Source organism: Sphingomonas sp., from assembly GCF_019746015.1.
Classification (GTDB): domain Bacteria; phylum Pseudomonadota; class Alphaproteobacteria; order Sphingomonadales; family Sphingomonadaceae; genus Sphingomonas.
On sequence record NZ_JAIESM010000005.1, the window covers coordinates 43,469 to 68,741 of the forward strand.

The 25,273-nt window shown below is 67.2% G+C and carries 28 protein-coding genes; 15 read left to right on the plus strand and 13 right to left on the minus strand.

Annotated elements, in window-relative coordinates:
- Positions 1-25 precede the first annotated feature (25 nt).
- Genes fliG through K2Y03_RS00585 form a run of 4 tightly spaced genes read right to left on the minus strand, consistent with a single transcriptional unit; the run spans position 26 to position 4,474 of the window.
- A complete protein-coding gene (gene fliG, locus K2Y03_RS00570) occupies positions 26-1,054 on the minus strand; it encodes a flagellar motor switch protein FliG (protein ID WP_294087403.1) in 1,029 nt (342 codons plus the stop codon).
- Positions 1,054-2,838 (minus strand): flagellar basal-body MS-ring/collar protein FliF, encoded by a 1,785-nt coding sequence (gene fliF / locus K2Y03_RS00575; protein WP_294087405.1) that lies wholly within the window; start codon positions 2,836-2,838, stop codon positions 1,054-1,056. Before fliF ends, fliG begins: the two co-directional genes overlap by 1 nt.
- Positions 2,839-2,843: 5 nt before the next feature.
- Positions 2,844-3,206 (minus strand): flagellar hook-basal body complex protein FliE, encoded by a 363-nt coding sequence (fliE, locus tag K2Y03_RS00580; protein ID WP_294087406.1) that lies wholly within the window; start codon positions 3,204-3,206, stop codon positions 2,844-2,846.
- Entirely contained in the window at positions 3,203-4,474 is a 1,272-nt protein-coding gene (locus K2Y03_RS00585; RefSeq protein WP_294087408.1) for a sigma-54-dependent Fis family transcriptional regulator, read from the minus strand. The genes fliE and K2Y03_RS00585 overlap by 4 nt, the downstream gene beginning before the upstream one ends.
- Positions 4,475-4,743: 269 nt before the next feature.
- On the opposite strand from K2Y03_RS00585, the gene K2Y03_RS00590 reads away from it, so the two are divergent.
- Together K2Y03_RS00590 and K2Y03_RS00595 are read left to right on the plus strand one after the other, a co-directional pair.
- Entirely contained in the window at positions 4,744-5,568 is an 825-nt protein-coding gene (locus K2Y03_RS00590) for a flagellin (protein ID WP_294087409.1), read from the plus strand.
- Positions 5,569-5,821: 253 nt separating this feature from the next.
- Complete coding sequence (locus K2Y03_RS00595) at positions 5,822-6,646, plus strand: flagellin (RefSeq protein WP_294087518.1); 825 nt, start codon at positions 5,822-5,824, stop codon at positions 6,644-6,646.
- Between the two features lie 250 nt (positions 6,647-6,896).
- Here the strand turns inward: K2Y03_RS00595 and K2Y03_RS00600 are convergent, their stop codons facing one another.
- The 8 genes from K2Y03_RS00600 to K2Y03_RS00635 form a co-directional block, all read right to left on the minus strand.
- A complete protein-coding gene (locus tag K2Y03_RS00600; RefSeq protein WP_294087410.1) occupies positions 6,897-7,637 on the minus strand; it encodes a sigma-70 family RNA polymerase sigma factor in 741 nt (246 codons plus the stop codon).
- Positions 7,634-9,718: a flagellar biosynthesis protein FlhA gene (gene flhA, locus K2Y03_RS00605; RefSeq protein WP_294087411.1), complete on the minus strand. Its 2,085-nt coding sequence runs from the start codon at positions 9,716-9,718 to the stop codon at positions 7,634-7,636. Before flhA ends, K2Y03_RS00600 begins: the two co-directional genes overlap by 4 nt.
- On the minus strand, positions 9,718-10,569 hold the full coding sequence (locus tag K2Y03_RS00610; protein ID WP_294087412.1) for a transglycosylase SLT domain-containing protein: 852 nt from the start codon (positions 10,567-10,569) through the stop codon (positions 9,718-9,720). The genes flhA and K2Y03_RS00610 overlap by 1 nt, the downstream gene beginning before the upstream one ends.
- 175 nt (positions 10,570-10,744) lie before the next feature.
- Entirely contained in the window at positions 10,745-11,077 is a 333-nt protein-coding gene (locus tag K2Y03_RS00615; RefSeq protein ID WP_294087414.1) for a flagellar protein FlgN, read from the minus strand.
- Positions 11,074-11,358 (minus strand): flagellar biosynthesis anti-sigma factor FlgM, encoded by a 285-nt coding sequence (gene flgM, locus K2Y03_RS00620; protein WP_294087415.1) that lies wholly within the window; start codon positions 11,356-11,358, stop codon positions 11,074-11,076. Before flgM ends, K2Y03_RS00615 begins: the two co-directional genes overlap by 4 nt.
- A 198-nt stretch (positions 11,359-11,556) precedes the next feature.
- Positions 11,557-12,090: a flagella basal body P-ring formation protein FlgA gene (locus tag K2Y03_RS00625; RefSeq protein ID WP_294087416.1), complete on the minus strand. Its 534-nt coding sequence runs from the start codon at positions 12,088-12,090 to the stop codon at positions 11,557-11,559.
- 35 nt (positions 12,091-12,125) lie between these two features.
- Positions 12,126-12,656, minus strand: a complete 531-nt coding sequence (locus K2Y03_RS00630) for a flagellar motor protein MotB (RefSeq protein ID WP_294087422.1) — start codon at positions 12,654-12,656, stop codon at positions 12,126-12,128.
- Entirely contained in the window at positions 12,653-13,321 is a 669-nt protein-coding gene (locus tag K2Y03_RS00635; protein WP_294087423.1) for a MotA/TolQ/ExbB proton channel family protein, read from the minus strand. The genes K2Y03_RS00630 and K2Y03_RS00635 overlap by 4 nt, the downstream gene beginning before the upstream one ends.
- A 230-nt stretch (positions 13,322-13,551) precedes the next feature.
- On the opposite strand from K2Y03_RS00635, the gene flgB reads away from it, so the two are divergent.
- The 13 genes from flgB to K2Y03_RS00700 all read left to right on the plus strand — a co-directional run bounded on the left by flgB (position 13,552) and on the right by K2Y03_RS00700 (position 24,377).
- Positions 13,552-13,902 carry a flagellar basal body rod protein FlgB gene (gene flgB, locus K2Y03_RS00640; protein WP_294087425.1) on the plus strand — a complete coding sequence of 117 codons (351 nt, stop codon included), beginning with the start codon at positions 13,552-13,554 and terminating at the stop codon, positions 13,900-13,902.
- A gap of 1 nt (position 13,903) precedes the next feature.
- Entirely contained in the window at positions 13,904-14,314 is a 411-nt protein-coding gene (gene flgC / locus K2Y03_RS00645; protein ID WP_294087427.1) for a flagellar basal body rod protein FlgC, read from the plus strand.
- Between the two features lie 2 nt (positions 14,315-14,316).
- Positions 14,317-15,000: a flagellar hook assembly protein FlgD gene (locus K2Y03_RS00650; RefSeq protein ID WP_294087429.1), complete on the plus strand. Its 684-nt coding sequence runs from the start codon at positions 14,317-14,319 to the stop codon at positions 14,998-15,000.
- 47 nt (positions 15,001-15,047) lie between these two features.
- Complete coding sequence (locus K2Y03_RS00655) at positions 15,048-16,301, plus strand: flagellar hook protein FlgE (RefSeq protein WP_294087431.1); 1,254 nt, start codon at positions 15,048-15,050, stop codon at positions 16,299-16,301.
- Positions 16,302-16,339: 38 nt separating this feature from the next.
- A complete protein-coding gene (gene flgF / locus K2Y03_RS00660) occupies positions 16,340-17,089 on the plus strand; it encodes a flagellar basal-body rod protein FlgF (RefSeq protein WP_294087433.1) in 750 nt (249 codons plus the stop codon).
- Positions 17,090-17,102: 13 nt separating this feature from the next.
- Positions 17,103-17,891 carry a flagellar basal-body rod protein FlgG gene (gene flgG / locus K2Y03_RS00665; protein WP_294087435.1) on the plus strand — a complete coding sequence of 263 codons (789 nt, stop codon included), beginning with the start codon at positions 17,103-17,105 and terminating at the stop codon, positions 17,889-17,891.
- Positions 17,872-18,618: a flagellar basal body L-ring protein FlgH gene (locus K2Y03_RS00670; protein WP_294087437.1), complete on the plus strand. Its 747-nt coding sequence runs from the start codon at positions 17,872-17,874 to the stop codon at positions 18,616-18,618. Before flgG ends, K2Y03_RS00670 begins: the two co-directional genes overlap by 20 nt.
- 11 nt (positions 18,619-18,629) lie before the next feature.
- Positions 18,630-19,721, plus strand: coding sequence for a flagellar basal body P-ring protein FlgI (locus tag K2Y03_RS00675; protein ID WP_294087441.1), 1,092 nt, complete (start codon positions 18,630-18,632; stop codon positions 19,719-19,721).
- Positions 19,718-20,050 carry a rod-binding protein gene (locus tag K2Y03_RS00680; RefSeq protein ID WP_294087442.1) on the plus strand — a complete coding sequence of 111 codons (333 nt, stop codon included), beginning with the start codon at positions 19,718-19,720 and terminating at the stop codon, positions 20,048-20,050. The genes K2Y03_RS00675 and K2Y03_RS00680 overlap by 4 nt, the downstream gene beginning before the upstream one ends.
- Positions 20,047-21,393, plus strand: coding sequence for a flagellar hook-associated protein FlgK (gene flgK / locus K2Y03_RS00685; RefSeq protein ID WP_294087444.1), 1,347 nt, complete (start codon positions 20,047-20,049; stop codon positions 21,391-21,393). Before K2Y03_RS00680 ends, flgK begins: the two co-directional genes overlap by 4 nt.
- Positions 21,394-21,398: 5 nt before the next feature.
- Complete coding sequence (gene flgL / locus K2Y03_RS00690; protein ID WP_294087446.1) at positions 21,399-22,325, plus strand: flagellar hook-associated protein FlgL; 927 nt, start codon at positions 21,399-21,401, stop codon at positions 22,323-22,325.
- Positions 22,326-22,480: 155 nt separating this feature from the next.
- Positions 22,481-23,344, plus strand: coding sequence for a flagellar motor stator protein MotA (gene motA, locus K2Y03_RS00695; protein ID WP_294087447.1), 864 nt, complete (start codon positions 22,481-22,483; stop codon positions 23,342-23,344).
- A 127-nt stretch (positions 23,345-23,471) separates the two neighbouring features.
- Complete coding sequence (locus K2Y03_RS00700) at positions 23,472-24,377, plus strand: flagellar motor protein MotB (RefSeq protein WP_294087448.1); 906 nt, start codon at positions 23,472-23,474, stop codon at positions 24,375-24,377.
- A 128-nt stretch (positions 24,378-24,505) separates the two neighbouring features.
- Here the strand turns inward: K2Y03_RS00700 and K2Y03_RS00705 are convergent, their stop codons facing one another.
- On the minus strand, positions 24,506-25,126 hold the full coding sequence (locus K2Y03_RS00705; RefSeq protein WP_294087450.1) for a TetR/AcrR family transcriptional regulator: 621 nt from the start codon (positions 25,124-25,126) through the stop codon (positions 24,506-24,508).
- Between the last annotated feature and the right edge of the window lie 147 nt (positions 25,127-25,273).

Genomic DNA, 25,273 nt, shown 5'->3' on the forward strand with positions numbered 1-25,273 from the left:
GTCTGCGTGATGCTCTTCGAAAGGCTCAGACATAGTCGTCGTCGCCGCCGCCCATCATGATCGTGCCGTCCTTGGCCAGCGTGCGGGCGATCTGGATCATCGCCTTCTGCGCCTCCAGCACTTCCGACAGGCGCATCGGGCCGCGCGCTTCCAGCTCGTCGCGGATGCCGTCGGCGGCGCGCGCCGACATGCAGGCCAGGAAGCGGTTGCGGGTCGGCTCGTCCACACCCTTGAGCGCGCGCACCAGAATGTCGCCATCGACATTGCGGATGAGCGTGCCCAGATTCTTGTCGTCGAGGTCGAGCAGATTTTCGAACACGAACATCGCTTCCTCGATCGCGCGGGCAACCTCGCGGTCGATCTTGGCCAGCTTGGGCATCACCCGGGCCTCGGTCGCCTTGCGCGCCGACTGCATGATCTTGGCCGCCTCGCGCGTGCCGCCCAGCATCACGCCGGTGCCGCTCGACCCGGCGCTGATCCGCCGCGACAGCATCGCGCGCAGCGTGTCCATCGCCTCGGGCGTGATCGGCCCCAGCTTGGCGATGCGGTGGAGCACGTCGGGCTGAACCGCGTCGGGCAGCATCTCGAGCAGCTTGGCGCCGGTAGCGGGGTCGAGATTGGCGATGATGACGGCGGCGATCTGCGGATGCTCTTTCTCGATCATCGCGGCAATGTCACCCGTGTCGAGCCAGGCGAGCAGGTCGAGCGCGCCGGCATCCTGCGCCGGGGTGATGCGGGCAAGCACGCTTTCCGCCTTTTCCGGCCCCAGCGCCCGGTTCATCATCGTTTCGATGCGCGGGCGCGGGTCAAAGCCGATCGCGGTGCGGTCGCGCGCCTTTTCGACGAAATCGTCGAGCACGGCCTCGACCTCGGTCTCGCTCACATCGGCAACGGCGAACATCGCCTTGCCCAGCTCGCGCACCTCGTCGGGCTCCAGCTTGCGCAGGATCTCGGCCGCCTCGTCATCGCCGACCAGCATCATCAGCACGGCCGCGCGTTCGACGCCGCTATACTGGCGGACCGCTTCTGCCACCTGGGTTTCGATATCAGCCATCAGTTTGCATCCGCCCGGATCATGTCGCGCACGGCCAGCGCCGCCCGCGTGGGGTTGTCGCGCGTGAAGCCGCGCACCATGCCGACGCGCTCGTCATAGCTGCGCGCATCCTGCAGCATTTCGATCGACACCGGCACGCGCTGGCCGCGCTCGTCGACCGGTTCGGCGGGGGCCGTCGGGTCGGCTGGGGCCGGAATGAATCCCTCGGAAGTCATGCCCGGGGCAGCCGCCGCCCCGCCGGAAGCACGCCCTGCCGGGACGCCTGCCTTAGGCGCTTCGTCGCGCTTCTTCATCAGGCCCTTGGCAATCGGGCGCACCCCGAACAGCAGCACCATCAGCGCGATGAGGATGGCGGTGCCGTTGCGCGCGGCAACCGCAACCCAGCCTTCCTCATACCAGGGGGTGGCCTTGTCGAGCGCGCTGGGGCCGGCGAACTTGCGGGCGATCACGGTCACCTGGTCGTTGCGGGTCTGGTCGAAGCCGACGGCGGTGCGCACCAGCTGATTGATCTGCTGGATCTCGACCGGGCTGCGCGGGCGGCCTTTTTCCGGGTCGCGCAGCAGCACCGCGACCGACAGGCGCTTGATCCGCCCCGGCACCGCGCGGGTGACCGAGATTTCCTTGTTGAGATCATAAGCGCGGGTGAAGGTTTCAGCGGTCTTGGGCGCGGCGGCGGCGGCGACAGCGGTATCGGCGGGCGGCGGGTTGGTGCCGGGCGCCGGGTTGGCAGGCGTCGTGCCCGGGGCGGCGGGCGGCGTCTTCGGCGCCGGTGTCACGGTCGCCGCCGGGGTGGGCGTGTTCGACAATGCGCCGGGAATGCCGCCGGGCTGAGCATTGGCGCCGTCCTTTTCGGACGACCAGTTGCCCTGCTCGGCACGCAGCGCGCCTTGCTTGTCATAGCTTTCGCGCGTCGCCTGGGTTTCGTCCAGGTCGACATCGGCCTGCACCTCGGCCGAGAAATTGCCAGCACCGACCAGCGGCGTCAGCAGCTGGGCGAGTTGCTGGCGATATTTCTCCTCGATCCGGCGCTGGAAGTCGATCCGGGCCTGCGCAGCGGCAGAGCCGCCGTCTTCGCCGGGCGCATGGCTCAGCAGCGCGCCCATCTGGTCGACGATGGTGACGGCGTCGGGCTTCATTCCCGGCACCGACGAGGCGACAAGGTTGATGATCGACGACACCTGCGCCTCGGCCAGGCTGCGCCCGGGCTGAAGCTTTACGATCACCGAAGCGGTGGGCGCTGCGCTGTCGCGCACGAACACGCTGGCCTCGGGCATCGCCAGATGGACGCGCGCTTCGGCGACGGCGTCTATTTCCTGGATCGAGCGGGCCAGTTCGGTCTCGCGCGCCTGGCGCAGCCTTTCGCCTTCCACCGCGCGGCTCACGCCCATCGGCAGCTGGTCGAGAATGGCATAGCCGCCGGGTGCCGCCTTGGGCAGGCCCTGGCTGGCGAGCAGCATCCGCGCGCGGGAGAAGTCATCCTCGCCGACCGTCACTGCGCCGGTGCCCTGATCAACCTGGGCGGAGATGTTGGCCTGCTCAAGTGCTGCGACCACGGCGGCCTTGTCGGCATCGGGCAGCTGCTGGAACAGCGTCTTCTGCGGCGGGGTGGACAGCATCATCCACGCACCGGCAGCGGCAGCGACCAGCGCCAGCATGAACAGCAGCGGCAGGCTGCGCCGGACCGCCGGCTGGGCGATCAGGCCGCGCAGCTGCGCCAGCGGGTTGGCGAAACGCTCTGCCACGGGGGCGAGCGAGGGCGAAGCGGGGGCGAGTTCTGTGCTCATCTATCTCACACCGGCATGCTCATGATGTCCTTGTAGGCGGACAGCAATTTGTTGCGGACCTGCAGCGTTGCCTCGAACGCCACCGACGATTCCTGGCGCGCCAGCATCACCTTGGCGATGTCGACGGTTTCGCCGCGTTCATAAGCGCTGCTCGCCTCGCTGGCGCGCGTCTGGGTCTGATTGACCGAGTGCAGCGCGTCCTGCATCGTCGCGGCAAAGCTTTTGGCGGGGGCTGCCGTGGGGGCAGCGCCGGGCACGCCGGTTACCTGCTGGTTGGCACGCTGCAGCGCCTGGTTGCGCTCCAGAATCTGTGCACGCAGCGCCAGCACCCGGTCGATGCCGCCGCCGCCGATACCATTCACGCTCATGCCGACACCGCCTTGCTAGCGTTGAAACGGGTGATGTCCTCGCCCTGCTCGCGCGCCTTGGCGAGGCGGTAGCGCAGGGTCCGTTCGGAAATGCCCAGCCGTCGCGCGGTCTCGACGCGGCTGCCGCCACAGGCGGCCAGCGTCTCGCGGATCGCCTGGAACTCGCTCATCTGAACGATGTTGCTCAGCGTTTCGGGCGCGGGCGCCTGAACGCGCGGCGCGGGTGCTGCCGCGCGGTCGAACAGGATGTGGTCGGCGGTGATGGTGTCGCCGCCGGCGAACAGCAGCGCGCGCTGGATGACATTTTCCAGCTCGCGCACATTGCCGGGCCAGTCATGCGCCAGCAGCGCCGCAACCGCGCTTGCATCGGGCCACGGCACCACCGAACGGTTGCCGGCATGGCGCAGAATCAGCGTTGCGGTGAGCGCAGGGATATCCTCGCGCCGCTCGGCCAGCGGCTTGGTGGCCAGCGGAAACACCGAGAGGCGATAATAAAGGTCGGCACGGAACCGGCCAGCGGCAACCTCGCCCTGCAGATCGCGGTTGGCGCAGGCGATCACCCGCACGTCGATCGGCACCGGGGTGGAGGCGCCCAGCGGGATCACCTCGCGCTCCTGCAGAGCGCGCAGCAGCTTGGCCTGAAGGTTGAGCGGCATTTCGGCGATTTCGTCGAGCAGCAGCGTGCCGCCATCGGCCGCGCGGAAAAACCCCTCGCCGCCCGAGGAGGCGCCGGTGAACGCGCCCTTCTGGTGCCCGAACAGCAATGCCTCGAGCATGGTTTCGGGGAGTGCGGCGCAGTTGATGGCAACGAACGCGCCATCGCGCCGCGCCGATGCCTGGTGAATGGTGCGGGCAAGCACTTCCTTGCCGGTGCCGGTCGGCCCGTTGATGGGCACGGTGATGTCGGCCTGGGCAACGCGTTCGGCCAGTGCATAGAGCGCGAGGCTCTCGGGATCGGCGGCGGTCGGCGCTTCGGCCCCGGCGAGCAGCGCGCGGACAAAGGCATCACCGATTGCCGCTTCTTCGGCCGGATAGGCAATGCGCGACGGGGCGCCATCACGGCCGGGCTGGATGAAGCGGCCTTCGGTGCCGGCAATCACGGTGCGGGCCGGGGCCGGTGGCACTTCGCCGTCGGCGATCAGATACATCGCGCCGGGCATCGGCTTGCCATCCTCGAACGAGCCGATCGCAAAGCCCTGCGCGCGCAGCGACGAGACGAGCGCATATTTCTGGCGGATTACGGCCGCAGACGGAAAGATCGAACGCATCATGCCCCCCATTGGTCTGCTCGTGATGCGGCGTTCGTGGTAAACCGATGGTTAATTCCGGCCGCGAAACGGCAAGTTTTTTCCGCTGTTGCCGCCGTGCCGCACCTATTGGCGTTCCGTGTGCCTGCAAATCACTGCCGGCAGGGGGTTGCACGTGGGCGTGAACGAAATCGCTTAATCCGCTCCGCAAAGGGTCGTTCTCCCTGCTGACGGCGCAGTCTTCCGGTGGGGGGGCGGCGGAACAAACGTCACTAACAGGAGATCGGACAATGACTGTTATCGGGACCAACATCAGCTCGCTGCGCGCGTCGAACGCTTCGACCAAGGCGACCCAGATGCTGCAGAGCAGCATGGAGCGCCTGTCGACCGGCAAGCGCATCAACTCGGCCAAGGACGACGCGGCCGGCCTCGCCATCGCTTCGTCGATGACCTCGCAGATCCGTGGCATGAACCAGGGCATCCGCAACGCCAATGACGGCATTTCGCTGGCGCAGACCGCGGAAGGCGCGCTGGAAGAAGTCAACAACATGCTGCAGCGCATGCGCGAACTGACCGTGCAGGCTGCCAACGGCACCTATCAGACCACCGACGTCGCCAACATCACCGCTGAAAAGGATGCGCTTGCCGCGCAGATCAACTCGGTGATCGCAAACACCGACTTCAACGGCAAGAACCTGTTCTCGACCGCGACCAACACGATCACGGTCCAGGCGGGCTCGTCCGCCAGCGACACCATCGACATCAACCTGCCCGAACTCGACGTTGCGGGCGGTGACCTCGCTGGTGTGGTGACGTTCGGTGCAACCCCGGCGGCCGTGGCCGGCGCGACGCTGGCTGACTATGACACGGCGATCGCCGCCGTCAGCACCGCGCGTGCAGACCTGGGTGCTTCGCAGAACCGTCTGCAGTCGGCGGTCAACAACCTGACCAACAATGCGACCAACCTGGCCGACGCGCGCAGCCGCATCGAAGACGTCGACTTCTCGACCGAAACGACGGCGCTCGCCAAGGCGCAGATCCTGAGCCAGGCGTCGACCGCGATGCTGAGTCAGGCCAACCAGTCGCAGCAGGGCGTGCTCCAGCTGCTGCGCTAATATCGGCTACGCCCCCGCCCTCCCCCCTTCCTGGGGCGGGGGCGACCAGCCCTTCGCCAGAGGGGCAACGAACCCCGGTCGCCATGCGCGGCCGGGGTTTTCGTTTTCGGGCAATAAAACATCGTAGAAATCGCAGGATCATCGCCGCAATTGATCTGCAATTTTATTTAAACATTTCGGTTTACGGTCGTTTACCAAGACAGGGGAACTATGCATCGGGGTTTTTCCGGTGCCTCAGGAAGGGGACATGACCATGTCTGTTATCGGAGCGAATATGAGCGCGCTGCGCGCGTCGAACGCGTCGGTGGATGCGGCGGAAATGCTGAAGACCAGCATGGAACGCCTGTCGACCGGCAAGCGCATCAATTCCGCCAAGGACGATGCGGCAGGGCTCGCGATCACCCAGTCGATGACCGCGCAGATCCGCGGCATGGCGCAGGGCATCCGCAACACCAATGACGGCATCTCGCTGATGCAGACCGCCGAAGGTGCGCTGGGCGAGATTGGCAACATGCTGCAGCGCATGCGCGAACTGCAGGTGCAGGCCGCCAATGGCACCTATCAGAACACCGACATCGCCAATATCACGGCCGAGCAGGACGCGCTCGCCAGCCAGATCAACGCGATTGTCGCCAACAGCCAGTTCAACGGCGTGAACCTGTTTGCCACCGCCGCCAACGATATTGACCTCCAGGCCGGTGCCACGGCGACCGATGTGATCACGGTATCGCTGCCCCAGCTCGATGCGGCGGGTAGTGGGTTGACCACGGTGATGACCTTCGGCGCCACGCCGGCCGCCCTCGCTGGCGCGGCGCTGGCGGATTATGACACGGCGATCGGCGCGATCAGCACGGCACGCGCCGCGCTGGGTGCGACCCAGAACCGGCTCCAGTCGACCGCCAACAACCTGACCAACAACCTCACCAACCTGTCCGACGCGCGCAGCCGGATCGAGGATGTCGATTTCTCGACCGAGACGACGGCGCTCGCCAAGGCGCAGATCCTGAGCCAGGCATCGACCGCGATGGTGGCGCAGGCCAACCAGTCGCAGCAGGGCGTGATGCAGCTGCTGCGCTAGGGCTGGTTTCAGCTTTAGCTGAAACGGTGACGGTGCCGGCCCGCTCCCCCACCCGGGGGCACCCCACAAAGTAGTACTTTGTGGGGACCCCGACGGCCTCCCATAGAATACTGCCGTTGGGAGGCCGGGTAGGGGAGCGGGCCGGGGCCGTTTCAGCGAAGCTGAAAAAGACTCTTCCCGACTCGAAAACCCCCGGCCAGGCAAGGCGCCCGGCCGGGGTTTTCTTATGCAATCCGGCGAAGGGTCTGGATCAGATGCGGCGGGCCAGCGCGCGCTTCAGCCGGTCATGCGCTGCCTTTTTGATCTGGCAGACGCGCGCCGAGCCCACGCCCAGCACCTGGCCGATTTCCTCCAGGTTCAGTTCCTCGACATAGTAAAGCTGGATCACCTGCGCCTCGCGCTCGGGCAGCGCGGCGATCGCGGCGACCAGCGCCTCGCGCAGATCGGCTTCGGCCAGCTGGTCGAAGGCATTGGCCTCGTCGCTGGCGAACAGCGCCGATTCGTCGGAATAGACATCGTCGAGCGGCGCCATGATCACCGGCTCGGCGGCGGCATAATCGGTGCGCAGCTTGTCGGTGCTCACGCCCAGCCGGGCAGCGATGCTGGCCTCGTCGGGCCGGGCGCCGGTCTCGTTGGTCAGCGCGGCCACCGTTTCCTGATAGGCCTTGCGCCGCCGCATCGCGCCGCGCGTCAGCGTCGCCTGGCGGCGCAGCTCGTCGATCATCGCCCCGCGCACGCGGGTGACGAGATATTGCTCGAAGGTCACCTGACCGCGATCCTCGAAGGTCTGCGCGGCCTCGACCAGCGCGACCAGGCCGATCTGGATCAGATCCTCCACCTCCACCGCGCTCGACATGCTGCCATGCACATGCCAGGCGAGCCGGCGCACCAGCGGCGCGTGGCGCCGGGCCAGCGCGGCCAGATCGGGCGCCGCGCCGCGGCGATAGGTCAGCGGCTGGGCGCCGGCGAACTGATGGGCGATCGCGTTCATTGCAATGCTCCGGGTGCGCCGATCACGGCAACCACTTCGACGGCCTTGTCTTCAGGCACTTCAAAGAAGCTCATCACGGGCGTGTCTGGCATCACGGTCTTCACCAATTTGCGGATGGCTAGGCGGATGGTGGGCTGCACCACCAGCGCGAAGGGTTTGCTCTCGGCGATCAGCGGCTGGGCCGCACGCTGCAGCGCATCGAGGATGCGGCGGCCGAGCTCGGGCTCGATCACGTGGCGCCGCGCCGGGTCGGAGCGGACCGCCTGGCCGAGCAGCGCCTCGAGCTGGCCTTCCAGCGTCATCACGCGCAGCGGCTCGCGCACGCCGCACAGTTTCTGGATGATCAGCGGGCCAAGCTCGGGCCGGATCAGCTCGCTCAGCTCCTCGGGGTCGAGCGTTTTCTGTGCGGCGACGGCGATGGCGGCGGCAATGCGGCGGAATTCCTTCAGCGCAATGCCCTCTGCCAGAAGCGCGCGCAGCACCTGGGTCAGCGTGGTGAGCGGCACCGGATTGGGCGACAGCGACGCGACCAGATTGGCGGCGCGTTCCTTCAGCCCGTCGAGCAGGCTCTGCACATCGTCCGGCCCCAGCAGGTCGGCAGCGTTCGCGCCGAGAATGTGGTTGAGGTGCGTGGCGATCACGGTGCCGGCATCGACCACGAGATAGCCCATGCCGGTTGCCGCATCGGCATCGGCGGGCGAAATCCAGGTCGCGTCGAGGCCGAACGTTGGGTCCTTGGCCGGCTTGCCGCGCAGCTCGCCATAGGCCTGGCCGGTGTCGAGCGCGAGCATCTCGTCGGGGCTCGCCTGATCCTCGCCCAGCACGACGCCGCCGACGATGATGCGATAGGCAAAGGGCGCGAGGTTGATATCGTCGCGCACGCGCACCTGCGGCACCACGAAGCCGAGCTCCTTCGACAGCTGGCGGCGCACGCCGGTGATGCGGCCCATCAGCGGCGCACCGCGCCGTTCGTCGACCAGCGGCACCAGGCCATAGCCGATGTCGAGATTGACCTGGATGGTGTCGGCCACTTCGTCCCAGCCGATCTTCGCCGGGTCGGCGGGCGGTGCGGCGGGGGCTTCGGCCACCGGCTGCGGGCGCCGCGCGGTCTGATAGGTGCGCCAGGCAACGAAGCCGGCAACGGCGGCGGCGGGCAGGATGATGAGGTGCGGCATGCCCGGCATCACCCCCAGCAGCGCGAGGATCGCGGCGACCGGCGTCCAGGTGCGCGGCGAGGCGAACTGGCTGCCGATCTGGCCGGCCAGATCCTGCGACGAGGTGACCCGGGTGACGATGGCGGCGGCCGCGATCGACAGCATCAGCGACGGAATCTGCGCGACCAGCGCATCGCCGATCGCCAGCAGCACATAGGTCTGCGCCGCGTCGGCGAGCGTCAGCCCGTGGCTCATCGGCCCCAGGATCATCCCGCCGATGACGTTGGCGGCCAGAATCAACAGGCCGGCAATCGCATCGCCCTTCACGAATTTGGACGAACCGTCCATCGAGCCGTAGAAATCGGCCTCGGTCGCCACTTCGACGCGGCGCGCCTTGGCTTCTTCGGGGGTGATGAGGCCGGCGTTCAGATCGGCATCGATCGCCATCTGCTTGCCGGGCAGGGCATCGAGAGTGAAACGCGCAGACACTTCGGACACGCGGCCCGCGCCCTTCGTCACCACGATCATGTTGATGATGACGAGAATGGCGAACACGAACAGGCCGACGACATAGTCGCCGCCGATCAGGAAGGTGCCGAACGCCTCGATCACATGGCCGGCGGCGCTTTCGCCCTCATGCCCGTGCACCAGCACGACGCGCGTCGACGCGACGTTGAGCGACAAACGGAACAGGGTCGCGAACAGCAGCACGCTGGGAAAGGCAGAGAAATCGAGCGGCTTGCGCGCGTTGAGCGCGACCATCAGCACCGCCAGGCTGATGGTGATGTTCATGATGAAGAACAGGTCGAGCAGCGCCGCCGGGATCGGCACCACCATCAGCACCACCAGCAGCAGGATGGCGACCGGCAGCGCGGCGCCGCGCGCGATCACTGCGTAATTGCCACGCGGCAGGGCGAAACCCGCCATCAGCGGCCACCCAGGCTGGCAAGCGTCAGATAGGCAAGCCGGGCAGTATCGGGCGTCGGCCGGAGCATGGCGGTACCGCGCCGGTCGCTGCGCGCGCCGGCGAGCTGGTCGAGCGTGCTGCGCGCCCAGGCGAGCGCGTTGCCGGTGTCTTCGCCCATACCGGCAATCACTTCGGCATTGGGGTCGAGCGGGCCGAGCGTTGACGAGGCAAGGCCGGTGCCGCCGGCGGCATCGGCGCCCTTGTCCAGCTTGGCGGCAAAGCGCTGATAGATTTCGGCCACGCTGCGCGGCTGGCCATTGGCGCCATAGAAAATGGCGCGATTGGCACCCGCAGCGGCGGGAAACATGCCGGCGGCGGCGCGATCGGGATTGGTCTCCAGCGCCTTCAGGAATTTGCGCGCGCCGCCCAGCCCCAGAAAGTGCGCCATGTAGAGATCGGTGCCGGTTGCCGGGCGGCCGATGCTCGCCTCGATCCCGGCCTTGTTGTCGGCGGCATGCTCGGCCGCCATCAGCGAAGCGAATTGCGGATCGTTGCGCAGCGCCAGGATCGCGCGGCGCGTGCCGGTGTCGGTCACGGCCATGCGGCCATTGCCGGCCGGCTGGATGGCATCCGCCGCCCAGCCCAGGCCATGTTCGGCGCCGTGCTTCTTCACGACCGAAAGCCAGCTCTGCTCGACGAACTGATACAGCCCGCGCGCGCTCGACGTGCCGGCGCGTGCGCCCGGGTTCAGGCCGCTTTCGACCTGCGCCTGGCCGAGCAGATAGTTGAAATCGATGCCCGTCTTGGCAGAGGCCAGCTGGATTGCGGACTGTACCAGCCCCTGGCTGCTGGCGATTGGCGTAACGCTCATGACCGGCCTACTCGATTGCCCCTGTTTGCAGGGCAATCAAAGCAAGCATCGTGCCAGTTTTTTGGCGGCGCCGGCCCGCTCCCCCACCCGGCCGCCCACGAAGCTATCCTGATGGGTGGCCGGGTCGGGGAGCGGGCCGGTGCGGGCTAGTTTCGCTCCGGCAACCTAAACCCGTTCAGGCCACCGCATAGCCGCCATAGCCGGCAGCGGCACCGCCGGGGCGGTAAGACCCTGCCGCATCACCGGCAAGCGCTTGCAGGCGGCGGCGGACATTGGCGCTCATCAGGTTCACATAGATGCGGCACGTCTCGTTGAGCTTGTGCGCTTTATGCGCCAGCGCCTGGATGTCGGCGGTCATCGGCTCATGGTCGTGCTGCGCGACCGCGTCGATGCTGGCGAGCTTGTCCTGCGTGGCCCGCTCCAGCGCGGCGACGTCATTGGTCTTCAGCGCCGTGATCTCGGCATGCAGCGCTTCGATCACTTTCACCAGCGCGTCGCGGCGGCTCATTGCGGCCTCCAGTTCAGCTTGAGCGCGAGCAGCCGGTCGGCGACCGTCTCGGGCAGGATGGGATAGGTCTGGTTGGCAATCGCCTGGCGGATCTTGGCGACGCGCTCGGCATCGACCGGGGGCTTGGCCGCCAGCTCCTGCGCCAGCGCCTGGACGCTGAGCGACGGGGTCGCGTCATCCTCAACCGTGGCAATGCGCGCACCGGCAGGCGCCGCCACGGGCGCCTCAACCTTCGTCACACGTGCCGGGCGAACCGGCTTTGCACTGATGGGGTCGACCATGTCACCACCCTCGTGTTGCTGCCACAAAGGGAAGAACGACCGGCTTAAGATTGGCTTTAGAGGAAATTGCAAAAAAATTTACGCGGCGGGTCGGAGGCGGTGCCAGCCCGCTCCCCCACCCGACCTCCCATCGGCAGTATCGTCTGGGAGGTCGGGTGGGGGAGCGGGCCGGAGCGGATCAGGAACCAGATACCAGGCTCACTCGCCATAGCCCGGGAGCGTCGCCCGCCCGGCATCGAGCGCCACCGCCTGAATGCCTTTGCGGTTGCCGTCGACATCGACCAGAAACCGGCCGCCGACGGGCGCGTCGCCCATCGCCACGCCGTCGCGCGTGATCGAGAAGCCGTTGGCGTTCACCGACACCGTCACCGGGTCGCCCCGGCGGATGACATAGGCCGGCCGCGCGGCGGGCGCGGGCACCGGCGCTGCCGCCGCTGCGGGTGCGCTCTGCGCGGTCGCGGGCATCAGCACCGGCACATAGATGCGCCATTCGGGCGCCGGGCAGCTGATCACCACCGAATCGTGGTTGGCCGCGCGCCAGGCCACGGTTGCCATCGGGCAGGGCGCCAGCCGCAGCCGTGCATCGACCGGCGCGCGTGCACCGCCCTCGCTGCCGATCGGGTGGCCGGTGAAATTGGCCACGGCCCGGTCGATCATCGCGGTATCCTGATAGGCCTGGGCCAGCGCGGGCGCCGGCAGGGCGATCAGCAGGGTTGCAGCAAGCGCACGCATCTGTCTCTCCATTCGCGTCTGGCCGGGCCGGCAAATCATTGCCGCCCCCCGGCAAAATATGTCGTCAGCACCACGCCCCGCTTGCCGGGCTGGACAATGGTGGCAATGCGCACCCGGTCGGCCGGCAGCGCCCCCGACTGGGTGAGCGCGATCGCCACCGCGCGCGCGCGATCGGCGGCGAGCAGGCCGCCGCTGCGGGCAATCGGGTCCACATCTGCGGCGGTACCGTCGGTAATGCCGGTGACCTTCACCACGATGCGCGAGTCCGACGCCTGTTGCCGCACCCAGGCGGCGAGCGACACAGCACTTGCCGGCGGCTCGGCGCTGCCGGGGGCAAAGTCATAGATGGCGGCAGCTGCGACCGGCATGGGATCGGTCGGCACCTTGGCGGCGGCGACCGCGCCGCCGAAACGCTGGCGGATACCGGCGGCGAGCGCGCGTTCATTCTTGCCCTGCATCGCCAGCACCAGCACGAAAAAGCCGACGAGCAGCAGCGCAAGGTCGGCGAGCGTCACCAGCCAGAGCGGGCGCGCGGGCGCGGTATCGGGGAAGAAATCACTGGTCATGCGGCCGCTCCCAGCCGGCGGCGCGGCGCCTCGCGCACGGCGAGCGCGCGCAGCGGCGCTTCGATGCGCAGCCGCTCGAACGCCTCCACCCGCGCGGCGCGGCGCAGGCGGCCGGCAATCGGCAGCGCGACGAGATTGGCGATCAGCGCGCCATAAAGCGTGGACAGCAGCGCGACCGCCATCGCCCCGCCAATGGCGGACGGGTCGGTCATCGAGCGGAACATTTCGGCAAGGCCGATCAGCGTGCCGACCATTCCCATCGCAGGGGCAATGTCGGCCGCGCCCGCCCACATATCGGCGGCGGCCAGGTGGCGCTCGGTGCGGGCCAGCCGCGCCTCGTTCAGCACGCGGGTGACGGCGGCGGCGTCGCCCCCGTCGACAATCGCGGCAACGGCCGCGGCAACATCGGGATCGGCAATCACCGACCGGTCGAGCGACAGCACGCCGTGGCGCGCGGCAATCCGGCCAAAGGCGCCGACCTGCTCAATCAGCGGATCGGCGCGGAAATTGTGGCGGACGAGCACCCGAAGCGCGCCGATCGCGCGCGCAAGGTCGCGCGCGGGCGTGCGCAGGATAACGGCAGCCACCGTTCCCCCTGCGACGATGCCGAGCGCCGCCGGATCAACAAACGGCGCCAGGCTGGAAATCGTGTCGATCCGCGTCATGCCCGATTTATAAGCAAGGCCCGGGCCAATTGCGCAGGGCGGCCCTTGGCGCGCGGCTGGTTGCCGGGCGTTGCCGGTGCCGGGGCAGCGCGTTGCCGCTGCCGGCAAAATCCTGCCGCCCCCGCTGCCGCTTTGGCCCCCGCACAGATTTTTTCGCCAGCGCCGCGCATTTGGCACGGTGATTGCTTCACACCTTGCCGGACCAGTTTTTGGCTGCAGGAGTGGCTGACATGGCGAATGATATGCTGTTCGGGGTGCATGGCGCGGCGCTGGAAGTGCGTTCGCGGCGCCTGGGTATGCTCGCCTCGAACATTGCCAATGCCTCGACGCCTGGCTTCAAGGCGCGCGACATCGATTTCGACGCCGCGATGCGGCAGGCGAATGCCGGCGGCATCAGCGAGGGGGCGATCAACGCTGCCACCAAATATCGCGTGCCGACGCAGGTGACGCTCGACGGCAACACGGTCGAGCTCGCCACCGAGCAGACCCAGTTCGCCGAAAACGCCGTCGCCTATCAGACGACGCTGTCGTTCCTCAACGGGCGGATCAACCAGATCACCCGCGCGCTGAGAGGGGAATAAGATGTCCGATCACCCGATGACCGTGTTCCAGGTGGCCGGCCGCGCGATGTCTGCGCAGCTGGTTCGGATGAACACCACCGCGTCGAACCTCGCCAATGTCGGCGTGGTGTCGACCAACGAGGCCGACGCCTATCGCACGATGAAGCCGGTGTTCCGCACCGTGCTCGACCAGGCGACCGGCATGGCCACCGTCAAGGTGGAAGATGTCGTGCGCGCCGGCAACGGGCCGATGAAGCGCTACGACCCGGCCAACCCGCTCGCCGATGCCAGCGGCAACGTGTTCGAGGCGGCGGTCGATGAAACCCGCGAGCTCGTCGACATGATGGAGAGCGCGCGGAACTACCAGAACAATGTCGAGGTGATGCAGACGGCGAAGTCGCTGATCATCGACACCCTCAAGCTGGGACGCTGACGATGGCGAGCACTTTTGACGCAGCACTGCAGAATCTGGGGATCGGCCGCACCAATGACGGCCCCCGGGTGAAGACGCGCCAGGAAGCGGACACGCTGACGCAGAATGACTTTCTGAAGCTCTTGACCGCGCAGCTGCGTAACCAGGACCCGACCGCGCCGGTCGATTCCACCCAGCAGCTGATGCAGCTGGCGCAGTTTTCGCAGGTCACCGGCATCACCGAGATGAACGCGACGCTGAAGTCGATCGCGGACCGGCTGGGTGCGTCGAGCCCCAGTGACGCGCTTGCCTATGTCGGCCGCTCGGTGCTGCTGCCCGGCGACACCGCGAGCGTGTTACCCGATAACACCGTTGGCGGCGCGATCGAACTGGCTGGCGACGCGAGCCAGGTGCGCGTGTCGATCCAGGCCGCCAATGGCGAGATCGTGCGCACCATGGCGCTGGGCGCCCAGAAGCAGGGCACGGTCGACTGGCGCTGGGACGGCCAGACCGACAGCGGCCAGCCCGCCGCCGCCGGCCCCTATCGCATCAACATTGCCGCCAGCAATGACGGCAAGTCGGTCGGCACCACCAATCTGGTGTGGGCGCCGGTAACCTCGGTGTCATTGCCGCCCAATGGCACGCCCAAACTGAACGTCGCCGGTGTCGGCGAAGTAACCACCAGCAGCATTCGTAGAGCCAGCTAAGTTCTTCACTGACCCTTTAGACCCAGATTTCGACAAGGAGACCAACAATGTCGTTCTATACTTCGCTCACCGGCTTGCAGGCAGCCCAGACGGATCTGGGCGTCATCTCGCACAACCTCGCCAACGTTTCGACCAACGGCTTCAAGAAGAGCCGGTCGGAATTTGCCGACGTCATCGCTTCGTCGGTGTCGCGCAACCCCACCTCGGCAATCGGCTCGGGCACGGTGGTCAAGGCCAACCGGCAGCAGTTCAGCCAGGGCAACCTGGTCCAATCGCAATCGTCGCTGGACCTGGCGATCTCGGGCGACGGCTTCTTTGCCGTGAAGCCCAAGCTCGACGGCGAGACGATCAACTATACCCGCAACGGCGCCTTCCTGGTCGATGCCGACCGCTATGTCGTCGATGGCCAGGGCGCGCATCTGCTTGCCTATCCGGCCGATGGTTCGGGGGCGGTGGTGGCCGCCGGCATGTCATCGGCCGCGCCGCTGCGCCTGCCCGCGACCAGCGGCACCCCGGTGCCGACCGCCAATGTGGCGCTGCAGGCGAACCTGCCGGCCGGTGCATCGGTGCCGGCCGTGGCGACCTTTGACCGGTTCAACCCGGCCAGCTTCAACCAGTCGACCCAGACGACCATCTATGACGCCGAGGGCAATGCCCAGACGATGACCAACTATTTCCGCCGCGACACGGTGGGCGCGACCAGCAACTGGTCGGTGTTCACCTATGTCGGCAACAGCCAGATCACGGCGGGCGGTAATCCTTCGATCACGCTGACCTTCGACGCTACCGGTGCACTCACCGCGCCGACCACGCCGACGACCTTTGATCCGTTCATTCCCGCAGGCAGCCCCAATAATCAGGTGGTGGCGCTCGATTTTGGCACCAGCACCCGCCAGACCTCGGCGCCGTTCGACATCGCGCAGCGCACGCAGGATGGCGAGGCCGTCGGCCAGCTGCAGGGTGTCACGATCAATTCCGAAGGCCTGATCAGCGTCAGCTTCTCCAACGGTGAAGCGCGCACGCTGGGCAAGGTGCTGCTCGCCAACTTCTCCAACCCCACCGGGCTGCGCCAGCTGGGCAATTCGACCTGGGCGTCGACCGGCCTGTCGGGCACCGCGATTACGGGCGAGGCGGGGTCGAGCGGCTTCGGCAACCTGCTGGCCGGCACGATCGAACGCTCGAACGTCGACATTACCGAGGAGCTGGTGGGCCTGATCGCGGCACAGCGCAGCTTCCAGGCCAATGCCAAGGCGCTCGAGACCGACAACCAGATCAGCCAGACGATCTTCAACATCCGTTAACCATGATCGCGCAGATCACGATGATGGGAGAAGGCTGAATGGATAAGCTGGTCTACACCGCAGCGTCGGGGCTGAAAGGCCATATGGCGGCGCAGGCGGCGATCGCCAACAACATGGCGAACGCCTCCACGATCGGTTTTCGTGCCGATCGGGTGGTGTTCGATCAGCTCCAGGTCAGCGGCCCCGGCATTGCCTCGCGCCAGCCGGCAAGCGAACAGCTGGCCGATTTCGACCGGCGCCAGGGCACCATCATGCAGACCGGGCGCGCGCTCGACGTGGCGATCGAGGGCGATGCCTGGATCGCGGTGCAGGGTGCCGACGGATCGGAAGCCTATACGCGGCGCGGCGATCTGCGCGTGGCCGCATCGGGGGTGCTGGAAACCGGCGACGGTTTCCCGGTGATCGGTACCGGGGGGGTACCGATCACCGTGCCGCCGGCCGAAAAGCTGATGATCGGCCCCGATGGCACGGTGCAGATCGTGCCCGTGGGCGCCACGCCCGGCCAGGCGCCGCAGGTGGTTGAGACGATCAAGCTGGCCAGTGCCAAGGGCAGCGATACGGTCAAGGGGCTCGACAATCTGCTCCACGTCCGCGGCGGCGGGGTGCTGCCCCGCGATCAGGAGGCGAAGGTCCAGTCGGGCGCGCTCGAAGGGTCCAACGTCAACCTGACCGAAGCGCTGGTCGACATGATCGAGAACCAGCGCAGCTATGAAGTGCAGGCCAACCTGTTGAAGGAGGCCAAGACGATGGACGAGAGCAGTGCGGCGCTGATGCGCCTGCCCTCTTAAGGGAGTTTAGGAAATGAGCAGCGGCGCCCTTCACATCGCTCGTACCGGGCTCGACGCCCAGGACATGCGCATGCGCGTGATCTCGAACAACCTCGCCAACGTCAACACGACGGGCTACAAGCGCGACCGCGCGGCGTTCGAGACGCTCGCCTATCAGACGGTGACCGCGCCCGGCGCGCCCAGCACGCAGCAGACGCAATATGCCACCGGCCTGAACCTGGGCACCGGCGTGCGCATTCAGGGCACCTCGCGGATCAACACGCAGGGCGCGCTTGCCCAGACCGGCAACTCGCTCGACATGGCGCTGGACGGCGACGGCTATTTCCAGGTGCAGCTGCCCGGGGGCCAGCTTGCCTATACCCGCGCGGGCAATTTCAACCGCTCGGCGCAGGGGCTGCTGGTAACGGGTGAGGGCTATCAGGTGATGCCCGGCATCACCATTCCCGAAGGTGCCACCGCCATCACCGTCGGCGTCGATGGCACCGTTTCGGCCACCGTGCCGAACCAGGCGGAGCCGCAGCAGATCGGCCAGATTCAGGTGGCAATCTTCCCCAATCCGGCCGGGCTGCTGGCCAAGGGCGACAATTATCTGACGGAGACCAGCGCGTCGGGCCAGGCCAATCTGGGCATCGCGGGCGAGCTGGGGCGCGGCAATGTGCGCCAGGGGATGCTGGAAGGCTCGAACGTCAATGTCGTCGAGGAACTGGTCGACATGATCGAGACGCAGCGCGCCTATGAAGTCAATTCCAAGATGATCGCGGCCACCGACGAGATGCTGAAATATGTCAACCAGAACGTCTAATTGGTCGGCCGCTGAGCGGGTTGCCGCCGGCGTCGCGCTTGCGGCGCTGGCGCTTGCGCTGGTCATGCCCGCGCCCGCCGAGGCGAGCCTGTTCGGCAAGAAAAAGCCGAAGACCGACTTTTCCACCACTTTCCCGCCGGCCCAGCCGCAGCCCGCGCCGCCCCCGGTGATGGCGCCGCCGCCGCCGGCACAGGCCAATGGCGCGATTTTTCAGGCATCCGCCGGCTATGCCCCGCTCTACGAAGGGTGGCGCGCGAAGCGGGTGGGCGATCCGCTCACCATCGTGCTGGTCGAGCGTACGCTGGCCAGCAAGACCTCGCGCTCGCAGCTGGACAGCCAGGGCAATGCCGCGATCATCCCGCCGGCCGCCGGGCCGCTGGCGCTGGCGCCGGAAGCGGCGCGCGCCGGTGGCAATCGCCTTTTCCGGGGCCAGGGCCAGGCCGACCAGTCCAACTCGCTGTCGGGCGAGCTGAGCGTCACGGTTGCCGCTGTCTATCCCAACGGCACGATGCTGGTGCAGGGCACCAAGCGCGTGGTGCTGAACCGGGGCGACGAGTTCATGCAGATCCGCGGGCTGGTGCGCATGGCCGATGTCGATATCGACAATCGTGTCGCGTCCACCCGCGTGGCCGATGCGCAGATCGAATATACCGGCCGGGGCGATGTGGCACGGGCCGCGCGCCAGGGCTGGCTGAGCCGTTTCTTCTCTGTCGTCAGTCCGTTCTGATGGGGGCCAAGATGATCCGCCTGCTGCTTGTGCTGCTGCTGAGCCTGGTCGCCACCCCTGCGCTTGCGGAACGGGTGAAGGACCTGGGTGCCTTTCAGGGCATCCGGTCGAACCAGCTGACCGGCTATGGCATTGTCGTCGGGCTGCCCGGCACGGGCGACGACAATCTGGAGTATACCGTGTTGTCGATGAAGGCGGTCACCTCGCGCTTCGGCCTGCAGCTCCCACCGCAGTTCAACCCGGCGCTGAAAAATGCCGCCGCCGTGCTGATCACCGCCGAACTGCCCCCCTTTGCGAAGCCGGGCCAGAAGATCGACATCACCGTGTCGGCGCTGGGCCGGGCCAAGTCGCTGCGCGGCGGCGCGCTGATCCTCACCCCGCTGCAGGGCGCCGATGGCCAGGTCTATGCGATGGCGCAGGGCAATCTGGCGGTCGGCGGGCTGGGCGCGGAAGGCGCCGATGGCTCGAAGATCGTGGTCAACATTCCCTCCTCGGGCCGCATTCCCGAAGGGGCGACGGTGGAGCGTGCGGTCGAGACCGGCTTTGCCACCACGCCCTATCTGACCTTCAACCTGATGCGCAGCGACTTCACCACCGCGCAATCGGTGGCAGCGGCGATCAACGCGCGGCTGGGGCCGGGGCGTGCCCAGGCGGTGGACGGCGTGTCGATCGCAATCGCCGCACCCGAAGGCGCCGATCTGCGCGCACAGCTGATGAGCGAGATCGAAAATCTCGCGGTCAAATCGGCCGAGCCGCCCGCGCGGGTGATCGTGAATGCACGCACCGGCACCGTCGTCATCAATTCGGCCGTCCGGCTGGGGCCGGCGGCAGTGACGCAGGGCAAGCTGACCGTGCGTGTGGACGAGGCGCAGCGGGTGAGCCAGCCCGCACCGTTCAGCCAGGGCCAGACTGCGGTCGAGCAGCGCTCGGGCGTCGGCGTGGCCGAGGAAGTGAAGCCCATCTTCATGATCGAGGCAGGCCCGCGCCTGGCCGATGTGGTGAAGGCAATGAACGCGATCGGCGCGTCGCCGGCGGACTTGGTGGCAATCCTTGAGGCGCTGAAGGAAGCCGGCGCGCTGAAGGCGGAGCTGGTGATCCTGTGAGCGAGATCCTGCCCCCGCTGCCCCAGGCAAGCGCCGCGAGCGGCGCGCCCGACACCAGCCGCCTCGCCAACCGCGAGAATCTGGAAAAAGCGGGCCGTCAGTTCGAGGCGGTGTTCACCCGCATGATGCTGAAATCGATGCGCCAGCCCAAGCTGGCCGACGACATTTTCGGCAGCAAGGCGCTCGACACCTTCCGCGAGATGCAGGACGGCCAGTTCGCCGACAAGATGGCCGAGGCCAAGCCAATGGGCATTGGTCGCGCGGTCGTCGAATTTCTGGCGCGGTCGCAACCGGATCTTAACGACGCCGGGTCCAAGGACGTGAAATGAGCGATCTGTTGTCGATCGGTGCCAGCGGCTTGCGCGCCTATCAATCGGCGCTCACAACCGTGTCCGACAACATCGCCAATTCGGCAACGCCGGGCTATTCGCGCCGCGCAGTGCAGCTGGCGGAAAACGCCTCCACCAACGGCGTGCTCGCGCAGGAACGCTCCACCGTCGGCAATGGCGTCGCCATCGTCGGCGTTCAGCGCCTGTCGGACGAGCTGCGCAATTCGTCGGTGCGCGCGTCCGGCGCCGATCTGGCGCGGACCGAAAGCAGCATCACCTGGATGGCGCGGATCGAAGGCGCGCTGACCGGCAACCAGCTGGGCAGCCGCATCGCCGATTTCTTCAACAGCGCGAAGGCCGTCGCCGCCGACCCGACATCGAGCCCGGCGCGCACCGGCATGCTGGAGGCCGCGACCAGCGCCGCCACCGCTTTTCAGACCACCGCGCGCGCGCTCGAGCAGGTCAATACCGATCTCGACCAGACCGCCGACGGCGCGGTCGACCGCATCAACCAGCTCGGCGCGATGCTCGCCAAGATCAACGAAGGGCTGGGCCGCACCCCGCCCAACACCACCTCGCAGGCGCAGCTGTTCGACCAGCGCGACGCCGCGCTGACGGAGTTGAGCGCGCTTACCGACATTACCGTCACCTTCACCAATGGTGGCCGTGTCGATGTTGCGATCGGCGGGCCTACCGGCCCCAAGCTGGTCGATCGCGTTACCTCGGGCACGCTCAGCTATGTGCGCAACGCCTCGGGCGCGGTGTCGTTTGCGATGCTGCTGAGTGGCCAGTCGGCGATTGCCTCGCCGGGTGGCGGCGCGCTCGCCGGCATTGCGGAGGGCGCGCAACGCATTGCCGACGCGCGCAACCAGCTCGATGCGATCGCCACCGGTTTCGTGACCGGCGTGAACGACGTGCAAGCGCAGGGCCGCGATCTGGACGGCAATCCCGGCGCGCCGATGTTTGCGGCCGGCGCGACGCCGGCAAGCTTCACCCTGGCGCTCACCAACCCGCGCGGCATCGCCGCAGCGGCGGTGGGCGGCGGCCCGCGCGATAACGGCAATTTCGCCAATCTGCAGGCGATGCGCGCCGCCGGCGGCTTCGAAGCGGCGGCCACCTCGCTGATTGCCGACAATGCGGCAACGCTGGCCGGTCGCCGGCTGGTGGCCGAGGCGCAGACCGCGATCCATGACGGCGCGATCACCGCGCGCGATCAGGTCTCCGGCGTCAACCTCGATACCGAGGCGGTCGAGCTGCTGCGCTTCCAGCAGGCCTATCAGGCGTCGAGCAAGGTGATCCAGATCGCCCGCGACACCCTCCAAACCCTGCTCAATGTGAACTGACGCCCATGACGATGCTGGTCAGCACCAATTTGTTCTTCGACCGCACCAACCGGCAGTTGGGCGGGCTGACCGCCGATGTGCAGAAGCTGCAGACGCAGCTGGCCACGGGCAAGCGCATCAACACCGCATCGGACGATGCCAGCGCCTTTCGCCGCGTGCAGCGGCTGGAAGTGGCGGGCGCCGACGATGCCGCCTGGCGCAACAATGTGACGCTGGCGTCCAGTGTGCTCGAACAGGCTGATACGACGCTCGGCAACGTCACCAACCTGCTCCAGCGCGCGCAGGAACTGGCGGTGCAGAGCAACAGCGGCACCCTGTCCGACAGCGACCGGCGCGTCGTCGCCGCGCAGCTGCGCGGGGTGGTCGAAGATCTGGTGAGTCTCGCCAACACGCGCGACGGGCGCGGCACGCCACTGTTCGGCGCGGCGAGCGGCGACACCGCCGTCACCCGCGATGCGAGCGGCAACCTGATCTTTGCCGGCACCGGCGATCCGCCCTCAATTCCGGTGGGCGATGACACCGCGGTTCGCCCCAGCGAAAGTGCCGAGCGCATTTTCGGCGGGCTGACGGCCGCGGGCGGCGGCACCACCGACATCTTTGCCGAACTGACCAATCTCGCCGCCGCGCTCGAAGCGCCGGGCGGCACGACCGTGCCCAGCGTTGCCGCAACCACGCTCGACCAGCTGAAGGCGACGGTTGAACAGGTGAGCGCGGTGCGCGGCTCGATCGGCGCGCGGGCGGCCCGGCTCGACCTGGAAAAGTCGCGGCTGGAAGATGCCGCCGTCACCCGCGAGGTGGACCGGTCCGACCTCGAAGGGGCCGACATCCAGGCCACCATCGTCCAGCTGCAGAAGACCAGCACCATCCTGCAGGCCACGCAGATGAGCCTGTCGCGCCTGTCGCAGCTGTCGCTGTTCGATTATCTGCGCTGATCCGCCAGCGCGCGGCCGTTTGCACAATTGCCCTATCGGGATTCCACCAGGGTCGGCGGCCGCTAACCATATAGCGACGAATTGAGTGAATAAGGGCTGGGACCGGTCGTTAACTGTAAAGGTGCGGCCAGTTTAGTCCCGGGGGGAAGACACAAATGTTTCCGATCATCGGCCTCGTCATCCTGCTCACCATGGTGTTCGGCGGTTTTGCCATCACCGGCGGCGCGCTGGGCCCGGTGATGGAGGCGATCCCGCACGAAATGCTCATCATCGGTGGCGCGGCAGTCGGCGCGCTGGTCATCGGCAATTCGATGGCCGAGCTGAAGGCAATGGGCGGCGGCCTGATGAAGGTGATGAAAGGCCCCAAATACAAGAAGCAGGATTATCTCGACACCATCTTCCTGGTGTCGAAGCTGATGAAGATGCTGCGCACCGAAGGGCCGATTGCGCTTGAGCCGCATGTCGAAGACCCCAAGTCAAGCGCCGTCTTCGCCGATTATCCGCGCCTCCTTGCCGATCACACGCTCACCAACCTGATCGCCGATACGCTGCGCCTGGTGGTCGTGTCGTCGGGCACGCTCGACGTGCATGCGGTTGAGGAAGTGATGGATAATGCGATCAAGACGCACCATCACGAAGTGCAGGGCCCGCAGACCACGCTGCAGACGCTTGCCGATGCGCTCCCCGCGCTCGGCATCGTCGCCGCCGTGCTCGGCGTGGTGAAGACGATGGGCGCAATCGACAAGCCACCGGCCATTCTGGGCGCGATGATCGGCTCGGCGCTGGTCGGCACCTTCATGGGGGTGCTCTTGGCCTATGGCATCGTCGCCCCGCTCGCCAGCCGGCTGCAGCAGATCATCGATGCCGATGCGGCCATCTATCACACCGTCAAGCAGATCATCATTGCCTCGCTCCACGGCCATCCGCAGCCGCTGGTGATCGAGGCGGCGCGCTCGGGCATTGCGCATCGCAACCAGCCGGGCTTTGCCGAGGTGTTCGACGGGCTGCGGGGGCGGTGATGTTGATGATCTGGCCTTGCCCAGACGGTGCCAGCCCGCTCCCCCACCCGGCCGCCCACGATGGTATCCTTGATGGGTGGCCGGGTGGGGGAGCGGGCCGGTGCCGCGCGACAGGAGGGCCTGAATAATGGCCGGCCGTGCGCCGCATGGCAGCAATCAGCCGCCCAAGGTGATCGTCAAGAAAATCTATATCGAAGGGCATGGCGGCCATCATGGCGGCGCGTGGAAGGTGGCCTATGCCGACTTCGTGACGGCGATGATGGCGTTCTTCCTGCTGATGTGGCTGCTGGGCGCGACCAACGAAAAGCAGCGCAAGGCGCTGGCTGACTATTTCGCGCCGAACCTGGTCAACTTCAAAGCCAGCAGTGCGGGCTCGACGGGCTTGTTCGGCGGCGCTTCGATCACCGATCTCGACAATTATCCGCACAAGGCGCAGCAGACCGGCACCAAATCGATGACCGTGCCGGTTGATGCGATGGGCGGCGCTCAGGTCGGCACCGGCGCCAAAGGCTCGCTCAAAGACAAGTCGAAAATGGCCGAGGACAAGTCCAATTTCGACAAGATCAGCAAGCAGGTGTCAAAGGCGATGGCCGGCAACCCCAAGCTGCAGAAGCTGGCGACGCATGTGAAGTTCGTGCAGACCCGTGACGGGATGCGCATCGATCTGGTCGACAATGCCGATTATTCGATGTTTGCACTCGGCACCACCCAGTTCGCGCCCGAGGCGGACCAGCTGATGGCACTGATCGCCGAATCGATCCGGGGCCTGGAAAACCCGGTGATGATCCGCGGCCATACCGACAGCCTTGCCTATCAGAGCCCGACCGGCATGAACAACTGGCTGCTCTCGTCGAGCCGGGCCGAGGCGACGCGCCAGCGGCTGGCGCAGGGCGGGCTGGCCAATAACCGCGTCGACCGGATCGAGGGCGTGGCGGACCGCGAGCCGATGATTGCCGACAACCCTGCCGATCCGCGCAACCGGCGCGTGTCGATCACGCTGCTCTACCGCTCCAGCCTGACGGGCGGGCGTTAGGGTTAGTTTCGGCGTGGCTGGGGCCGGCACCGCTTCAGCGCAGCTCAACCTCTCGCAGGAAGCCTCCTGAACCCGTTCGCCCCAAGCGCCGTCGAGGGGCGTGGTGCGGGGTGCTCGCCCGCCCCGGTTCAGGCGTCGGGGCCGGCGGCGACGATCAGCGCGTCGACCAATACCGTGACCACTGCGCGCGAGTCGGGCACGGCCAACCCCTGATCATGGCGCAGCCGGCGCCAGCACTGGAAGCTCAGCGCCACTTCCATCGCGCCCGACAGCGCGGCATCGCTGAGGACGCGCGGCGGCAGAATGGCGTTGAGCGCGCTTTTCTCCAGCTGCACCTGCCGGTTATAGCCTTCGAGCAGGAAATCGCTCTGGAAGCGGCGCACGCTGGAGGCGATGCGGAACGGCAGAATGGTTTCGTACACCTCGATCCGCCGGTCGATCATCTCGCGCAGCCGCCCGCGCCACTCCTGCGCGGTGAAGGGCTGGAGGATCATCGGCATCACCTTCAGCTCAAGGTGGGTGGCGATCTCGCGATAGAGCGCGTCCATCTCGTCGAAATGGCGGAACACCGTGCGCAGGCCGACGCCGGCCACGTCCGCCACCTGCGCGGCGCTGGGCGTGTAATGGCCGTCGCGCACCAGCGCCAGCAGCGCCGCGATGATCCTGTCGCGGGTCGCACGGCTGCGCTCGCGGCGTCCGTCGAGCCGCTTTTCCAGGCCGGGCTGGCTGCGTGATGGTGAACTGGCCATTAATCAATTCCTAGCAATTACATATACTTATAACGCGCGCCGGGTTAATTGTCGAGCCTGTTGCGCTCTTTGCCTTGTGTCACCCGCGCTGCCAATTGGCAGCGGGCGCCAACCGCGCTACCCATGAGCCGAAGCCTTGGAGTGTGC

Bases quoted from the DNA above. Each gene is read 5' to 3' on its own strand.
- fliG (WP_294087403.1), bottom strand. From the start codon at position 1,054: ATGGCTGATATCGAAACCCAGGTGGCAGAAGCGGTCCGCCAGTATAGC.
- fliF (WP_294087405.1), bottom strand. From the start codon at position 2,838: ATGAGCACAGAACTCGCCCCCGCTTCGCCCTCGCTCGCCCCCGTGGCA.
- fliE (WP_294087406.1), bottom strand. From the start codon at position 3,206: ATGAGCGTGAATGGTATCGGCGGCGGCGGCATCGACCGGGTGCTGGCG.
- K2Y03_RS00585 (WP_294087408.1), bottom strand. From the start codon at position 4,474: ATGCGTTCGATCTTTCCGTCTGCGGCCGTAATCCGCCAGAAATATGCG.
- K2Y03_RS00590 (WP_294087409.1), top strand. From the start codon at position 4,744: ATGACTGTTATCGGGACCAACATCAGCTCGCTGCGCGCGTCGAACGCT.
- K2Y03_RS00595 (WP_294087518.1), top strand. From the start codon at position 5,822: ATGTCTGTTATCGGAGCGAATATGAGCGCGCTGCGCGCGTCGAACGCG.
- K2Y03_RS00600 (WP_294087410.1), bottom strand. From the start codon at position 7,637: ATGAACGCGATCGCCCATCAGTTCGCCGGCGCCCAGCCGCTGACCTAT.
- flhA (WP_294087411.1), bottom strand. From the start codon at position 9,718: ATGGCGGGTTTCGCCCTGCCGCGTGGCAATTACGCAGTGATCGCGCGC.
- K2Y03_RS00610 (WP_294087412.1), bottom strand. From the start codon at position 10,569: ATGAGCGTTACGCCAATCGCCAGCAGCCAGGGGCTGGTACAGTCCGCA.
- K2Y03_RS00615 (WP_294087414.1), bottom strand. From the start codon at position 11,077: ATGAGCCGCCGCGACGCGCTGGTGAAAGTGATCGAAGCGCTGCATGCC.
- flgM (WP_294087415.1), bottom strand. From the start codon at position 11,358: ATGGTCGACCCCATCAGTGCAAAGCCGGTTCGCCCGGCACGTGTGACG.
- K2Y03_RS00625 (WP_294087416.1), bottom strand. From the start codon at position 12,090: ATGCGTGCGCTTGCTGCAACCCTGCTGATCGCCCTGCCGGCGCCCGCG.
- K2Y03_RS00630 (WP_294087422.1), bottom strand. From the start codon at position 12,656: ATGACCAGTGATTTCTTCCCCGATACCGCGCCCGCGCGCCCGCTCTGG.
- K2Y03_RS00635 (WP_294087423.1), bottom strand. From the start codon at position 13,321: ATGACGCGGATCGACACGATTTCCAGCCTGGCGCCGTTTGTTGATCCG.
- flgB (WP_294087425.1), top strand. From the start codon at position 13,552: ATGGCGAATGATATGCTGTTCGGGGTGCATGGCGCGGCGCTGGAAGTG.
- flgC (WP_294087427.1), top strand. From the start codon at position 13,904: ATGTCCGATCACCCGATGACCGTGTTCCAGGTGGCCGGCCGCGCGATG.
- K2Y03_RS00650 (WP_294087429.1), top strand. From the start codon at position 14,317: ATGGCGAGCACTTTTGACGCAGCACTGCAGAATCTGGGGATCGGCCGC.
- K2Y03_RS00655 (WP_294087431.1), top strand. From the start codon at position 15,048: ATGTCGTTCTATACTTCGCTCACCGGCTTGCAGGCAGCCCAGACGGAT.
- flgF (WP_294087433.1), top strand. From the start codon at position 16,340: ATGGATAAGCTGGTCTACACCGCAGCGTCGGGGCTGAAAGGCCATATG.
- flgG (WP_294087435.1), top strand. From the start codon at position 17,103: ATGAGCAGCGGCGCCCTTCACATCGCTCGTACCGGGCTCGACGCCCAG.
- K2Y03_RS00670 (WP_294087437.1), top strand. From the start codon at position 17,872: ATGTCAACCAGAACGTCTAATTGGTCGGCCGCTGAGCGGGTTGCCGCC.
- K2Y03_RS00675 (WP_294087441.1), top strand. From the start codon at position 18,630: ATGATCCGCCTGCTGCTTGTGCTGCTGCTGAGCCTGGTCGCCACCCCT.
- flgK (WP_294087444.1), top strand. From the start codon at position 20,047: ATGAGCGATCTGTTGTCGATCGGTGCCAGCGGCTTGCGCGCCTATCAA.
- flgL (WP_294087446.1), top strand. From the start codon at position 21,399: ATGACGATGCTGGTCAGCACCAATTTGTTCTTCGACCGCACCAACCGG.
- motA (WP_294087447.1), top strand. From the start codon at position 22,481: ATGTTTCCGATCATCGGCCTCGTCATCCTGCTCACCATGGTGTTCGGC.
- K2Y03_RS00700 (WP_294087448.1), top strand. From the start codon at position 23,472: ATGGCCGGCCGTGCGCCGCATGGCAGCAATCAGCCGCCCAAGGTGATC.
- K2Y03_RS00705 (WP_294087450.1), bottom strand. From the start codon at position 25,126: ATGGCCAGTTCACCATCACGCAGCCAGCCCGGCCTGGAAAAGCGGCTC.